Source organism: Streptococcus mitis, assembly GCF_905187535.1.
GTDB classification, from domain to species: domain Bacteria; phylum Bacillota; class Bacilli; order Lactobacillales; family Streptococcaceae; genus Streptococcus; species Streptococcus mitis_BS.
Genome location: NZ_CAJJIE010000004.1, coordinates 62,992 through 76,494 on the forward strand (window position 1 = coordinate 62,992; position 13,503 = coordinate 76,494).

Sequence of the window (13,503 nt, forward strand, 5' to 3'; positions counted from 1 at the left end):
CCTGATGTTATTATTGATATTATAGCACTTTTTGTAAAGGGATACAAATATTATAGTGTCGTTTCTACCTGTTTTCGGTAGGCTTTCGGCGATTTTCCGCACAATTTTCGGAACACTTTATAGAAATATCCAACATTACTGTAACCAACAGCATAACAAATATCTTCGATACTGTCACTAGTTGAAAGCAAAAGTTGTTGGGCAGCCTTAATACGTTGTTTATTGAGCAATTCAGCAAAGGTCGAATTGGTTTCACGCTTGATTAACTGCCCCAGATAGACAGGATTGATAAAGAGATCTTTACTGATATCCTTGAGGGAAAGTTCTTTTTGATAATCACGCCCAATGACTTCTAGCACACTGACCACATTCTCATTCATACGATATTGTCCAAAGAATCGGGTCAGAGTTTCCTTGATATAAGGAACCAATTCATCGAAAGATTGAATAGCATGAATCGTTTTGACAATATCCGTCAAATCATCAGCCTTTAGATGTTCAAACAAATGAAAGACATCCATGACAAACTGGATAAAAAGCTGTTTGGTAATCGGAACACGCGGCGTATTTTCAAGAACCACCTTCTCCAAGAGATTTAACTCTTCTACGATTTGATTGAGATTCCCCTGAATGATAACCCTATAAATCGGTTCGTAGTAGGCAAAGAGACTCTCAGACCGTTGTAGATTTACAGAGCCGTAAAAGAGGGTTTTCTCAGCATTCAGCTTCCAGCGTTCAAAGTGTTCTTGATAGGGAGCTTCAAAGGGAGTAACGACTAAACCATCTAGGGGTTGGTCAGAAATGAAAATCTGCCAGTCTTGACCCAAGACATAGTAGGGAATGGTGAAAGAGCCTTGTTTTTCCTTGGATAGGCCTATCCACCAATTCTCCTTACCTCCTAGATAACTAACAAATCCAGCCTCGTCTAAATCTTGACTGAGGATCTGACTTTTCTTTCCTCTCTCGCCGAGCTGACCTGCAATCTTCTCCAGCAGATTTCCCAACTCTACCTTATCAACAGGTTTGACCAGATAGTCCACCACACTAAGGTTCATTGCTCTTTTTACATAATCAAACTCCTGATAACCTGAGAGCAGGATATAGGCAGCATCTGGTAAGATTTCTTTCATCTCCCGAATCATATCAAGCCCTGTTTTGTCGGGCATATTGACATCGGAAATGACTACATCTACTGGATTTTCTTGGACATATTCTAGGGCTTCATCGGCATGACTGGCTGTTGCGACGACCTCCATATCCCACTTATCAAAAGGAATCAAACGTTTCAGACCTTCTGTCACCATGTACTCATCATCTACTAATAATACTTTATACATTTTCTCCCTTTCTACTCATCTTGAATTGTAATACGATACTGAACACCTGCTTGCTCCGCAGACTCTATAGTAATGGCATAGCGATCCCCAAAATAGAGCACAAAACGCTCATGGACATTGACAATCCCGATAGACTGCTTTTGTTCACTATAACTGGCTTGGTGTTCAAAATGTCTCTGCCTTAACTTTTCTCGGATATCGACCAGCTTTTCAGTCGACATTCCACGGCCATTATCTACCACCAAAATTTCTACAAAACCAGCCTGTTTAAGCGCCTTGATGCTAATCACATTATCTGTCCGTCTGTGGTCAACACCATGCGCGAAATAATTTTCTACCAGCGGTTGTAAGGTAAACTTAGGAATCTTCATATTCTCCAACCCTGGATCTATCTTAAAACCATAGGCAATGGACTTGGGATAGCGAACCATACAGAGATAGCTATATTTACGGCAAAATTCTAATTCCTGTTTGAGAAGAGTTTCTCTTTCGTCAGAAATATTGTTACGCAAGAGGCTACTGAACTCATAAATGATATCTGCTAACTCATCTTGACTTTGCATGACTGCGTACATACGCAAAAACTCCAGCGTATTATACATGAAGTGAGGATTGATTTGCGCCTGTAAGGCTCGCATATTGGCATCTTTTTGACTAAGCTCTAACTGATAAATATCATGGATATTCTTTTCTAATCGATCCAACATATCATTGGTCGTCTCCGCGATTAAGAGCAATTCCTGATCCTTTTCAAGCGTATCAATGCGAAGACCTTCTTCCCCTTGGGCAATAGCTTGAATAGAATCCACCAAATCCACTACCTGCTTTTGGTAATTAGCAAAGGTCTGTCTCAAAGTCAAATAGAGAATGACAATAAAGAGAAGACTTAAGCCCACAATCAAAGCAGAGCTAGCCACCGTACCTTGTAAAACAAAGTTTTTAGGAACTGCTACCTGAACCTGATAGCCATGAGAGGTAAAACCGACAAACCAGTTCTCATGTTCCCTATCGACCCTCTCACCAATATGAAAAATCTCCGTATCAAAAGGCGATGTCACAGTCACAGCCATCGGGATATGACCTCGGGTATTGTCTACAGCATGGTATAAGATTTCTGGATCCAAGGAAATATAAACAACCCCTATAGATTGATCCGTCGCTGGGTCTAAAATAGGAACTCCAAAACTATTGGCCTCCGGTTTAAAAGCCTCAGCAGGCAAGACATGCCCACTTCTTTTATCCCTTGTTGACACATAAACTTCTTTAAAGTCCTGCAAGACGATTGCAACACCCGTTATATAGTCATTTTGGACATACAGGTCATCAATATTTTCATACAGAGAAATAGAAGTTGAGGAAGCCGCTTGATGCTCCAACAACCAATAAAAATACTCAGAAGTTGATAGGCTAAAGTACTTATAAACCCCTTGTATCCGGTCTTGATTGGCTACTAAATCTTGCGCTAGCTGAACTGACTCGCGATAATAATATTCCACCTCTTCAACTGTTCGAGTGGTTACACGCTGGGCTACTCTCTGGGCTTCCTTTTCCCGTGAATCCCAGTCAGCGTAAGAGAGTAAGATTGCAAAACTCGCAATAATAATCATCATAACTGAAGTGTAGGTTCTCAGAAGCGTATGTAGCCAAAACTGCTTCATTCTATTTTGTCGCCAATTTTTCATGGATGCTTTCATAGACAGGTTCCAACATATCACTGATAAAGAAATGCCACATCCCAATTCCTACAAAGAAGAGCAGAGCAGGCATATAGTAACCAATTGCCACAAGTAACACTGTCCCAAGGAGAACCTTGGCCACAGCTGCTAGACTCATAAAGATGCCAATCAAGGATAGTTTGAGGCTATTTCGATAGGATAAGTCAAAATAAACTTGTAATTTCAAAGACACTGTATAGGCCAAAAAGAGCAGGGCGACTACTAGGACATTCAAAAAGGTAGCAATCAAATGAATGATGGTTTGATGAGGCAATTGCACCAAGAGATACAAGCCATAGATTAAAACTAAATCCACCCCTAAAAAGCTATAGAAAATCAGGTTGCTTGAGACAAAATTTTGCTTGTAAAGAGACCAAGCCTCCTTCAAACTGTATTCCCGAAAGCTATAACCATGTTCTGCATATAGGCTCATCAAGGTGGCACTAGCTGGCGCTAGACCAAAGATAATTCCTCCCACCAAGGTTAGTAGCCAAAAGAAGGCTGTCGCAATCATTCCTAAAAAGAAACGATTAAAGACAAAGTCTAAAAATCTACCCATGATATCCCCCTAAAAATAACTATGAAACTATTATATCATATTTCAAGCGTTTTCAAAAACATAGACTATCCATTTACAATCCCACCAAACCGTGGTACAATGAGAATTGTGAGAAAATTATCAGGAGACAATTCATGAAAAAATCTATCTTAACTACACTGCTCTTTGCAGTTCTTTACTTCCTCTGCATGGGAATTGGTGTCCTTTTGGGCAATCTCCTTGACCAAACTGGAAACATGTTTTATGCACCTGCCTTTACTGCCCTTGTCGGTGGTAGCGTCTATATAATCCTAGTAGCAAAAGTTCCGCGCTTTGGAGCCATTACCACTATCGGCCTTGTCATGGCCCTCTTTTTCTTGGGGAGCAAACACGGTGCCGGTGCCTTCCTTCCTGGAATTATCTGTGGCCTCCTAGCAGATGGAGTAGCTCATTTAGGAAAATACAAGGACCAAACAAAAAATTTGCTTTCTTTCATTATTTTCGCCTTTAGTTCAACTGGTCCAATCTTACTCATGTGGATTGCGCCCCAAACCTATATGGCTACTCTTCTAGCAAGAGGAAAATCCCAAGAATATATCGACCGTATCATGGTCTCACCAAATCCTGGAACCATCCTTCTATTTATCGCTAGTGTTGTCATCGGAGCCCTAGTTGGCGCCTTGATTGGACAAGCCTTGAGTAAAAAATTTGCACAGAAAATCTGATAAATAAAAAGAGCCTCACGGCTCTTTTTATTTATGACTCAATTTCTTAGTCAAGAAATCTCCCAAGAATTGGATCGCAAAGATAATCAAAATGATAATGATGGTTGCCAAGATAGTCACATCGTGATTGTAGCGGTTAAATCCATAGGCGATAGCTACGTTACCAATACCACCTGCTCCGACCGCTCCCGCCATAGCTGTTTCCCCAACAAGGGAAATCAATGTCACAGTTGTCACACGGATCAAATCTGGAAGACCTTCTGATAGGTAAACACCCACGATGTCCCAGAATGTCGCTCCGCTAGCTTGAGCCGCCTCAATGACACCACCATCTAGCTCAGCCAATACCACCTGTACTTGACGGGCAAAGAAGGCAAATACCGCAAAAGATAGCGGTACGATAGCCGCATTTGGACCAATGCTTGTCCCTACGATTAAATGGGAGAAGGGTGACAAGACTGCCAAGAGGATGATAAATGGCACCGCACGGAAAATAGAGGTAATCTTATCCAAAATCCAGAAAACGACCTTATTTTCCAAGACACCACCTGGCGCTGTCAAGACAAGGAAGAGACCTGCCACTAGCCCCAAGAAACCTCCGATGATGAAGGAAAGAACTGTCATATAAAGGGTTAGGTAGATGGCTGTTCCCCAGCCTGCTTGACCAGCCCAGCCCATCTTATAGACATTTGGCAAATAGGTTTGAATCAATGATTCCATCTTACTGTCCTCCCTTCAATACTTTTAGTTGTACGCCTGCTTGACGAATGGCTTCTTGGGCACCTGCTAGCGCTACTTTTTCACCCGACAAGACCACAACTAATTCTCCAACAGGAGTGCCATCGAGGATTTCGATATTGCCATAGAGGATATTAGCCGTTACTTGGTAATGTTTGTACAATTCATTCAAAAGTGGCTCGTCTGTCGAAGCACCTGCATACTTGAGTTGCACTAAAAGACTGTTTTCAGACAAGTGTTCTACGATTTCTTGCTTCTCGATTTTGACCATGGCTTCGTCAATACCTGTAGCTGTTGAGATAAAGTCTTGAGTCAAAGGTTGTTTAGGATCTGAGAAGATTTCAAGAACACTACCCTCCTCAATCAAATGCCCGTCCTGCATGACTGCTACACGGTTGGCAATATCTTTGACAATCTGCATTTCATGCGTAATCAAGACAACGGTCAAACCTAATTTTTGGTTCAAATCTTGCAACAAGGCCAAAATTTGCTTGGTTGTCTTCGGATCAAGCGCAGAAGTTGATTCGTCTGAAATCAAGATTTTCGGATCATTGGCCAAGGCACGCGCAATGGCCACACGCTGTTTTTGCCCTCCAGATAGTTGTGAAGGGTAGTTTTCAGCACGGTCTGCCAAGCCAACCAAGTCCAACAACTTAGCTACTTTAGCCTTCTTTTCTTCCTTGCTGAGTCCAGAGTGTTTAAGGGCAAAGGCTACATTCTCCTCTGCCGTCTTTTGACTCATCAGGTTAAAATGCTGGAAAATCATTCCGATATCCTGACGTTTACGACGCAACTGCTCGGTCGTCAAAGTCACCTTGCCATCAAAAATCACATCATCGTCAATGGTAATTTTCCCTGCAGATGGTTTTTGCAAGAGGTTAATCACCCGTACAAGGGTTGATTTCCCTGCTCCAGAATATCCAACGATTCCGTAGATATCCCCTTCTTGGATGTGAATGGTCACATCCTTGACCGCTGTGATGGTTCTCTTCTTTTGATGAAAAGTCACATCGATCTGATCTAACTTGATAATATCTCTACTCATAGCTTCTAATCAGCTCCTCTACTAATTCAATATGGGTGTAGTAATCGGCGATTCTCACGTTCTCATCTCCACCGTGGTCCCGGCTATTAGCATTTCCTAGACCGAAGGCCACCATTGGCACCTCTAGGGCGTCAAATACCGTATGCATAGGCCCAGTGCCTGCTGTAGTCGGCAAGACTGAAACGCCCTGTGGATAGAATTTCTTGGCCAACTCGATTACATTAAGAATAGCTGGCGCGCTCATATCGCTTCGATAGCTCATCTCTCCCAAGGTATAGTATAATTCTACCTTATCAAAGCCATTTTTGTCTAGCTGTTTCCGAATTTTTTCCAGAACATCATGCGGTTCTAAGCCAGGAACCAAACGAACTTCTAGCTTGGCACTAGCTTCTGCAGGCAAAATCGTTTTAACTCCTTGCCCTTGATAACCTGACTGAATCCCTTCGATATTAAGGGCTGGTTCAAAAAAGAAACGTTTTAGAAAGGCTGCACGATCCTCTTGTAAAAGAGGCAATTCCAAACCATAAATCTGGCTGATTTCCCCAGGATTTCGTTGAGCGTAGGTATCCACCAAGGACAATTCCCGTTCATTTGGCTCTTGTACTTCTTCATACAAGCCTTCAACCAAGATACGTCCATCTGCCGCACGAAGAGACTGTAAGGCTTGAAGGAGGTACCAAGGAGCTGATTCCACAACCCCACCATAACTAGAATGGATATCCACATCAGCGCTTTTCACCTTGGCATCAAAGGTCACAATCCCCTTGTTTCCACCAGAAATTTCTAACTGCTCCAAAGCATTTTTGGTTCCTTGTTCCCAGACCAATAAATCCGCACCACGGAGTTTATCCGCATGCTTTTCTAGATACTTATCTAGGTCTGTCGAAGCCGATTCCTCCGCTCCCTCCATGATAAAACTGATATTGACAGGCAGGTCATCATGGTGTTGCATGTATTTTCTCAAAGCACTCAAACGAGCTGTGATATGACCCTTATCATCATCAACCCCACGCCCATACATGAAGCCATTGCGCACCGAAAGCGTAAAAGGATCCTCTGTCCAGACCTGATCCCCGTCCGCTGGCACAGTGTCATAGTGGTTATAGAAAATCAAGGTCTTAGCATCTGGGCGCGAACTCTTGAAATGCGCCATGACTAAGGGAGCCGTATAAGTCTCATCAATCTCCACTTCAGCCCCAACACGTTTGAAAATCTCACCCAGATAGTTGGCGACTTCCTTAAGTCCAACCTGTTGGGCAAAGACCGACTTCTTAGAAATCAAGGTACGCAAAACCTCAAAATAATGCTGGGCCACATGATCCTTTTCAAATTTTTCAATCTGTTCTTGTTCGCTAGGAAAAACCATATTCTCTCTACCTTTCTATGAACCTATAGTCTTCTTTACAATCCATGCTCTATACAAAAGCAAGAGGTGGAATTTTCTCTCCCACCTCCCTGTTTCTTATTACCAAACTGGTTGATCCAAACCGTCTGATGTTTCTTCGATAACTTTTTTCACGTCATCTGTGTGGTAAGCTGCGATCACTTTCTTGATAGCATCAGCTTTTGGTGATGTTTCCCAATCTTTTTTCGCAACGATGATGTTGTACCATTGTTTTGAATTTTCATCAGCTTGTTCTTTGAAAAGTGCTTTCTTGTAGTCCAATTTTGCTTCTGTAACGAAGGTATTGTTTACAACGGCAGCGTCAACTGATGACAATGAACGAGCTGTTTGGCTAGCATCCAATTCAGTGATTTTCAAGTTCTTTGGATTTTCTTTGATGTTAGCAACTGTTGCAAGAGCAGTTCCAGAAACATCCAATTTAATCAAGCCAGCTGATTGAAGCAAGTAAAGTGCACGACTTTCGTTTGTAGCGTCGTTTGGTACAGCGATTTCTCCGTTTGCTGGGATGTCTTCTACTTTAGTGTACTTGTTGTCACTTCCATTCAAACCTGAGTAAAGACGGATTGGAGAGATGTAAGTATCTGCAATCGCTACAAGGTCTTTTCCGTTTTCTTTGTTCCAGTTGTTCAAGAAGTTATAGTGTTGGAAAGCGTTCAAATCTACTTCGCCATCAGCAGTTGCCTTGTTTGGTTGTGAGTAGTCTGTGAACTCTGTAAATTCCAAGGTAATACCATCTTTTTTAACCAATTCTTGGATTTTGTCCCAACGTTTTTCTTCAGAACCGCTACGGTTAACAGTTGCGATTTTGATAGTTGTTGCATTGTCTGCTTTCTTTTCTGAGTTTCCGCAAGCTGCAAGAGCCAAACCTGCGACTGTAGCAAGAGCTGCTACACCAAGCCATTTTTTGATTTTCATGATTCTTTCTCCTTAAAAATAATACCGTACTAGTATCTCACAATTTATTTGATTTCACAAATTGTTATTAGATAGTCAGATATATAGTTTAAAACTATATCCTTAAAAACTGAGAAATCATCCACCTTATTCAGAATGGATGATTTCAAAAAATTATTTAATATCAGCTTCTGCTGGTAGGTAAGTGTCTCCGAAGAATTGTTTAGACAACTTTTCAAGCGTTCCGTCTTTGTAGAGTTCTTGGATACGTTTATCTACAAATGATTTCAACTCATCTTGACCTTTAGCAAGAAGTGGGTAAACGTAAGGTTGTTGGTCGCTTGGAAGTTCAATAACTTTCAAGTTGTCCAAACCTTGGTCTTTGATGACTGTTTCAACACCGATTTTATCAAAAATCTTATAGTCAAACTGGCCATCGCTCAAGCGTCCCATGATTTGTTGGAAGTCCGCTTTAGTATACTTTAGGACAGTTGGATTATCTGAATGTTGTTTGTTGTAGTCTTCTAGCTGTTTAGCAGATGTTGTCCCTTGAACAACTTCTGTTGATTTTCCACCGATATCATCAAGCGATTTAATGCTAGGGTCATCTTTTTTCACTACAAGAACGTTAGGGTTTTTAGCAGTTGGAGCTGCATAAAGGTATTTTTCAGCACGTTCTTTAGTGTAGCTGATGTTGCTAACAGCCATATTGTAACGGTCAGCATCAAGTCCTGCAAAGACTCCTGACCACTCTGTCTTCTCAAACTTGACATCATACTTGTCAGAGTCTTTAAAGATAGCGCGAACCACTTCAATTTCGTAACCAGTCAATTCGCCATTTTCTTCATAGTTGAATGGTTTTGGTGTAGCATTAGTTGCAACGATAATTTCTTTCTTGCTAGCTGCTTCTCCCTCTTTCTTAGCACCACCTGAGCAAGCTGCTAGTACACCTGCAGCAACAAGCCCTAGGGCAGCAAGAGATGAGTATTTAACGATTTTTTTCATGTCATTTCCTCCAAAATAGAATACCTTATAATCTTAACAGAAAAAGACCATTTGCGCCATTATATGATATCTATCTCTGTGATAGGTTTTCTTTATGGCTGATTTATACTCAATGAAAATCAAAGAGCAAACTAGGAAGCTAGCCGCAGGTTGCTCAAAGCACTGCTTTGAGGTTGTAGATAGAACTGACGAAGTCAGTAACATATATACGGTAAGGCGACGCTGACGTGGTTTGAAGAGATTTTCGAAGAGTATTAAAAGACCAAACGCAAGACTGCAGTTAAGACCACTCCAAAGAGAACTGTTCCAACTAGATTGCGGTAGCGAAAGGCTACCCAAGCCGTTGGAAAGACTGCTAAGAAGTCCAGCCATTTGATTTGAGGAAGACTCCCAACCTTGCCTGTCACTACGCTTGAAAGAATCAAGGCAAAGATAATAGAAACAGGCAAGAATTTCAAAAAACGCTCAACGATTGCAGGCAAGCCCTTATACTTGACCAAGATGAAGGGAATCATACGGGGAATCCAAGTCACCAAGCCAGAGAAAATAACTGCTAATAAAAGATACTTACTGACCATCTAAAACCACCCCCATTGTACAACCTAGCAAGGTCGCAAACAGAACAGCTAGCGACTGAGACACCACTGTTAAGAGTAAAAAGAAGGACACCGCAACAACTGCTAGGATAATGAGCAGATTGCGGACAGGAATCCGTCTTTGCATAATCTGGAATTGCGAAGCAAAAATTCCAATGAACATCCCAACCAGGGCAAAATCCAAGCCAAAGATTTCTGGATTTGGCAGCAGACCACCCAGAGCCGTTCCGACAACTGTTCCCACAAACCAAGCCACATAGCTGTTGAGATTGTTTCCGTGCATCCACATAGGATTGACCTTGTCTGTATGGGCTAACTCGCCCATCAAAACGCCATAAGTCTCATCCGTCAAGAGACTAGACATACCGATATTTTGCCAGAGACTGGTATGACGGAAATAGGTTGACGCATGCAAACTCAACAAAAAGAGACGCAAATTAATCAAAAAGACCGTCATAGCAATAGCTGCCACAGGTGCTTGAACCGCAATCAGTGCCAACATGGCAAACTGGGCGCTCCCAGCATAAACAAAGAGGCTCATCAAGCCCATCTCAACAGGTGTCACATAGGGCGCACCAATAATCCCACAGGCCAAGCCAATACTGACATAACCAAGGGCCGTTGGCATGGCCGCCTGCGCCCCCTCCCAAAATCCTTTTTCTTTCATCTTTCTCCTCATATTGTCTTAATAATACTCAATGAAAATCAAAGAGCAAACTAGAAAGCTGGCCACAGGTTGCTCAAAACATTGTTTTGAGGTTGCAGATAGAAGCTGACGCAGTTTGAAGAGATTTTCGAAGAGTATAAGTAGGCTGAAAAGGCTCCAGCCATAGCATGGACTATTATAACACATTCAGGAAAGAGAAAAAAGTCTGCTGATTGTAATCAGACAGACTCCATTTTATTCTTATTTAATCTTGAAGAATTGAACAATTGCCACAATACCTTGATAAATAAAGACAAAGGCAATGGTGTAACTAATATAGAGACCGGTCATCAATGGGTGTCCCATCATGATTAAACCTGCTACGATTCCTAAAATCCCCATCCAAACTAGAGGGGTACCTACCGATTTATCCGTCTTACGAACCTTGAAACCAACGATAGTTTTTGTAATACCATTTGTCAAGGCCCATAAAGAAATGATAAATGGTACAAATGTTACCATTTCAATAAAGCTACCTGAGAACAAGGTAAGAGCGAGGATGAGGGTAACAATTCCTCCAAATAAATTCCAGCCATGCTTTTCTTCTGATTTGAAGTATTGTACAATCTCAGAAATCCCTTGAACTGCAAATACAAGTGCAAACCAGAAAGTCATGGAAGCCAAGCTAATAAGAGGATGTGCAAACATATTAAAACCTACAAAAACTGCAAAAATACCCGCAATTAGTAACAACCATTTCCAAATTTTCGACATTATTTTTCTCCTTTTTTAGAGGAATCTTCCTCTAGTATTCCATAAATCATCATATCCAAAACCTGTGATAATTGATGTTCATATCCTGAAACCAAGTCAGGCAAACTGCTATCTGACGAAACAGTTAAATAATAGGAACGAAACATATCCTGAATCAATCGCAGATAGTCCATAGCTCGTTTCTCATCAATATGCTCTTTCAGTTTGGATTCTGATATAAGTTTTTGACAAACTTGTTCATTCAAGTCCAAAAAGATAGCTTTCTGTGGTGCAATGTCTGCTTCCAATTCTTCTGGTGTCGCAATCATTGCCTCAAAGAAAATGTGGCTATGTTCTGGGTATTGCTGATAAAATTGGTGACGTCTTTCCATATAATCAGCTAAGGAGGGCACTTGACCTTCCACCCCCAGAAACACTGCCAAAGCTTTCTCAAAACTCTCCTGAAAACAAGTTAGATGGAGGTCTGATTTCCCTGAAAAATTATGATACAAAACTCCTTTGGAAATACCATCCACTTTACAAAGTTCATTGATGACAAAACCTTGATAGCCTTTTGTAGCAAATTCAAACAAAGCAGCGGTAATGATTTTCTCTCTTCGTAGTCTTGTTTTTTCTTCTTTTCTCATGTATTTATCTCTACATTTTTTAATTATAAACCGATTGGTCTGAAATGTCAAGCAACTTTCTCAAAAATTTAACAGTCTGCTGATTGTAGCCATCATAAACAGACTGGAATCCAGTCTCAAACATATAATATACACATTCTTCGCTAAATGTTTTCACGGATATTCAAGAGTATGATAAAGGCAGCTAGAAGAAATAGCAATAAAACAAAGCTAACTGCCAGAGTTCCAAAGCTAGTAGCAATGGTTACCAAAGCTATTGTAAATAAGCTAGGTAAAACAACTGTAATGGCACCGATAGAGGATTGAACTGCTCCCATTGACTCCTCAGGTATTTGTTTAAAAATGAGTTCCTGTAATCGAGGAGAGAGGATACCTGCGAAAAAGGCATCCAAGGCACTAAAGATAAGAATCCAGTCAAAACGAACTGCCACAAAGCCAACTAAAAGGAGTAATTGGATAATAAGCGAGGCATATAGGGCTAGTTTTATGGAGATTGTATTCTTCAGATAGCCACTCACAAGGCTTCCGACAATAAGGGCTGACAATTCAAGGGTGGATAACAAGGCAAGAGATTGACCTGTTTGTAAATTCAAAAAGGGCTGATTCCTCAAAAACAGAGTAGAAACAGGAACTGTAACATTTATCACTGCTTGACTAATAGAGATAATAAACAAAACCAAGAGCATCTTATTCATATTCCATATCAATTTTGATGATTGGAGCAGATGCTGGCAAAAGGATTTTACAGAGAGTCCTTCTTGATAGCTAATCGTTTTTTCTACTTTCAAGAGGTCTGTTTTTATGAAAAGAATACCTAAAAATGCGATTAAAAAGGTCAGAGCATTCAGTAAGGAAATAGACTGGATAGATAGAATACCTAGTAAGACTCCTCCTAGAATATTACTGATTGTTTTCACTAAACTAACAGTTGACTGTTTAAATCCAATAGCTTCTGCCAGATGGTCTTGCCCAATAATTCTAATGAAAATCGGAGTGAGCATGGCGCCTGAAAAATAACTCAATGTGTCAGATAAGAGGTTAATCAGACAAATAAATGCTACTAATAACAAGGAAAAGGACTGCCCTGAAAGTGATAAAGAAACGATAGAGTAAAGCAAAAATTTTGCAAAACTAATCATTGTATATTTTAGGACACGATGATGTTGAAAATCCGCCAAAACTCCCAGAAAGATTTGCAGAACTTGAGGAAGGGTTTCTGAAATCGTGATCAGTAAAATCGCCAAAGGGGCAAAAGATGCATCTGCCACATAATTCAAAAAGGCCAGATAAAAAATCGTATCCCCAACCGTTGAAATCCACTGGTTGATGGTTAATTGCCTAAAATTTCTATTTTGAAGAAATACTTTCATCACAACTCCTTTTAAAGTTCCAGTGTATAGAAAACAAGACTTGGTTTAATATTGAACTCCAAGCCTTGCTCATATTCAGATTCATCCAT

General features: G+C 40.8%; 14 protein-coding genes. 1 reads left to right on the forward strand and 13 read right to left on the reverse strand.

Annotated features, from left to right (window positions below; genetic code table 11):
- Nucleotides 1-50: 50 nt before the first annotated feature.
- From JQ841_RS01425 to JQ841_RS01435, 3 genes are read right to left on the reverse strand one after another with little or no spacing between them, the layout of a single operon-like run.
- Nucleotides 51-1,337 carry a response regulator transcription factor gene (locus JQ841_RS01425; RefSeq protein ID WP_203179896.1) on the reverse strand — a complete coding sequence of 429 codons (1,287 nt, stop codon included), beginning with the start codon at nucleotides 1,335-1,337 and terminating at the stop codon, nucleotides 51-53.
- An 11-nt stretch (nucleotides 1,338-1,348) separates the two neighbouring features.
- Nucleotides 1,349-3,019, reverse strand: coding sequence for a sensor histidine kinase (locus tag JQ841_RS01430; RefSeq protein ID WP_314725839.1), 1,671 nt, complete (start codon nucleotides 3,017-3,019; stop codon nucleotides 1,349-1,351).
- Nucleotides 2,997-3,611: a YesL family protein gene (locus tag JQ841_RS01435; protein ID WP_203179897.1), complete on the reverse strand. Its 615-nt coding sequence runs from the start codon at nucleotides 3,609-3,611 to the stop codon at nucleotides 2,997-2,999. Before JQ841_RS01435 ends, JQ841_RS01430 begins: the two co-directional genes overlap by 23 nt.
- A 134-nt stretch (nucleotides 3,612-3,745) precedes the next feature.
- On the opposite strand from JQ841_RS01435, the gene JQ841_RS01440 reads away from it, so the two are divergent.
- A complete protein-coding gene (locus JQ841_RS01440; protein ID WP_203179898.1) occupies nucleotides 3,746-4,315 on the forward strand; it encodes an MptD family putative ECF transporter S component in 570 nt (189 codons plus the stop codon).
- A gap of 27 nt (nucleotides 4,316-4,342) precedes the next feature.
- Here the strand turns inward: JQ841_RS01440 and JQ841_RS01445 are convergent, their stop codons facing one another.
- The 10 genes from JQ841_RS01445 to JQ841_RS01490 form a co-directional block, all read right to left on the reverse strand.
- Entirely contained in the window at nucleotides 4,343-5,035 is a 693-nt protein-coding gene (locus tag JQ841_RS01445; protein ID WP_000444647.1) for a methionine ABC transporter permease, read from the reverse strand.
- Nucleotide 5,036: 1 nt separating this feature from the next.
- Nucleotides 5,037-6,098, reverse strand: coding sequence for a methionine ABC transporter ATP-binding protein (locus JQ841_RS01450; protein WP_203179899.1), 1,062 nt, complete (start codon nucleotides 6,096-6,098; stop codon nucleotides 5,037-5,039).
- Nucleotides 6,091-7,464, reverse strand: a complete 1,374-nt coding sequence (locus JQ841_RS01455) for a M20 family metallopeptidase (protein WP_203179900.1) — start codon at nucleotides 7,462-7,464, stop codon at nucleotides 6,091-6,093. The genes JQ841_RS01450 and JQ841_RS01455 overlap by 8 nt, the downstream gene beginning before the upstream one ends.
- A 99-nt stretch (nucleotides 7,465-7,563) precedes the next feature.
- Nucleotides 7,564-8,418: a MetQ/NlpA family ABC transporter substrate-binding protein gene (locus JQ841_RS01460; protein WP_000694523.1), complete on the reverse strand. Its 855-nt coding sequence runs from the start codon at nucleotides 8,416-8,418 to the stop codon at nucleotides 7,564-7,566.
- A 153-nt stretch (nucleotides 8,419-8,571) separates the two neighbouring features.
- Nucleotides 8,572-9,402 (reverse strand): amino acid ABC transporter substrate-binding protein, encoded by an 831-nt coding sequence (locus JQ841_RS01465; protein WP_049500712.1) that lies wholly within the window; start codon nucleotides 9,400-9,402, stop codon nucleotides 8,572-8,574.
- Nucleotides 9,403-9,656: 254 nt separating this feature from the next.
- Nucleotides 9,657-9,980 (reverse strand): AzlD domain-containing protein, encoded by a 324-nt coding sequence (locus JQ841_RS01470; protein WP_000253937.1) that lies wholly within the window; start codon nucleotides 9,978-9,980, stop codon nucleotides 9,657-9,659.
- A complete protein-coding gene (locus tag JQ841_RS01475) occupies nucleotides 9,970-10,665 on the reverse strand; it encodes an AzlC family ABC transporter permease (RefSeq protein ID WP_000659743.1) in 696 nt (231 codons plus the stop codon). The genes JQ841_RS01470 and JQ841_RS01475 overlap by 11 nt, the downstream gene beginning before the upstream one ends.
- A gap of 240 nt (nucleotides 10,666-10,905) precedes the next feature.
- Nucleotides 10,906-11,418 carry an HdeD family acid-resistance protein gene (locus tag JQ841_RS01480; RefSeq protein ID WP_000036821.1) on the reverse strand — a complete coding sequence of 171 codons (513 nt, stop codon included), beginning with the start codon at nucleotides 11,416-11,418 and terminating at the stop codon, nucleotides 10,906-10,908.
- On the reverse strand, nucleotides 11,418-12,044 hold the full coding sequence (locus JQ841_RS01485) for a TetR/AcrR family transcriptional regulator (RefSeq protein ID WP_203179901.1): 627 nt from the start codon (nucleotides 12,042-12,044) through the stop codon (nucleotides 11,418-11,420). Before JQ841_RS01485 ends, JQ841_RS01480 begins: the two co-directional genes overlap by 1 nt.
- A 143-nt stretch (nucleotides 12,045-12,187) precedes the next feature.
- Nucleotides 12,188-13,414: an MFS transporter gene (locus tag JQ841_RS01490; RefSeq protein WP_203179902.1), complete on the reverse strand. Its 1,227-nt coding sequence runs from the start codon at nucleotides 13,412-13,414 to the stop codon at nucleotides 12,188-12,190.
- Nucleotides 13,415-13,503: the final 89 nt, after the last annotated feature.

Bases quoted from the DNA above. Each gene is read 5' to 3' on its own strand.
- JQ841_RS01430 (WP_314725839.1), bottom strand. From the start codon at position 3,019: ATGAAAAATTGGCGACAAAATAGAATGAAGCAGTTTTGGCTACATACG.
- JQ841_RS01485 (WP_203179901.1), bottom strand. From the start codon at position 12,044: ATGAGAAAAGAAGAAAAAACAAGACTACGAAGAGAGAAAATCATTACC.
- JQ841_RS01445 (WP_000444647.1), bottom strand. From the start codon at position 5,035: ATGGAATCATTGATTCAAACCTATTTGCCAAATGTCTATAAGATGGGC.
- JQ841_RS01480 (WP_000036821.1), bottom strand. From the start codon at position 11,418: ATGTCGAAAATTTGGAAATGGTTGTTACTAATTGCGGGTATTTTTGCA.
- JQ841_RS01440 (WP_203179898.1), top strand. From the start codon at position 3,746: ATGAAAAAATCTATCTTAACTACACTGCTCTTTGCAGTTCTTTACTTC.
- JQ841_RS01460 (WP_000694523.1), bottom strand. From the start codon at position 8,418: ATGAAAATCAAAAAATGGCTTGGTGTAGCAGCTCTTGCTACAGTCGCA.
- JQ841_RS01450 (WP_203179899.1), bottom strand. From the start codon at position 6,098: ATGAGTAGAGATATTATCAAGTTAGATCAGATCGATGTGACTTTTCAT.
- JQ841_RS01455 (WP_203179900.1), bottom strand. From the start codon at position 7,464: ATGGTTTTTCCTAGCGAACAAGAACAGATTGAAAAATTTGAAAAGGAT.
- JQ841_RS01425 (WP_203179896.1), bottom strand. From the start codon at position 1,337: ATGTATAAAGTATTATTAGTAGATGATGAGTACATGGTGACAGAAGGT.
- JQ841_RS01470 (WP_000253937.1), bottom strand. From the start codon at position 9,980: ATGGTCAGTAAGTATCTTTTATTAGCAGTTATTTTCTCTGGCTTGGTG.
- JQ841_RS01490 (WP_203179902.1), bottom strand. From the start codon at position 13,414: ATGAAAGTATTTCTTCAAAATAGAAATTTTAGGCAATTAACCATCAAC.
- JQ841_RS01475 (WP_000659743.1), bottom strand. From the start codon at position 10,665: ATGAAAGAAAAAGGATTTTGGGAGGGGGCGCAGGCGGCCATGCCAACG.
- JQ841_RS01435 (WP_203179897.1), bottom strand. From the start codon at position 3,611: ATGGGTAGATTTTTAGACTTTGTCTTTAATCGTTTCTTTTTAGGAATG.
- JQ841_RS01465 (WP_049500712.1), bottom strand. From the start codon at position 9,402: ATGAAAAAAATCGTTAAATACTCATCTCTTGCTGCCCTAGGGCTTGTT.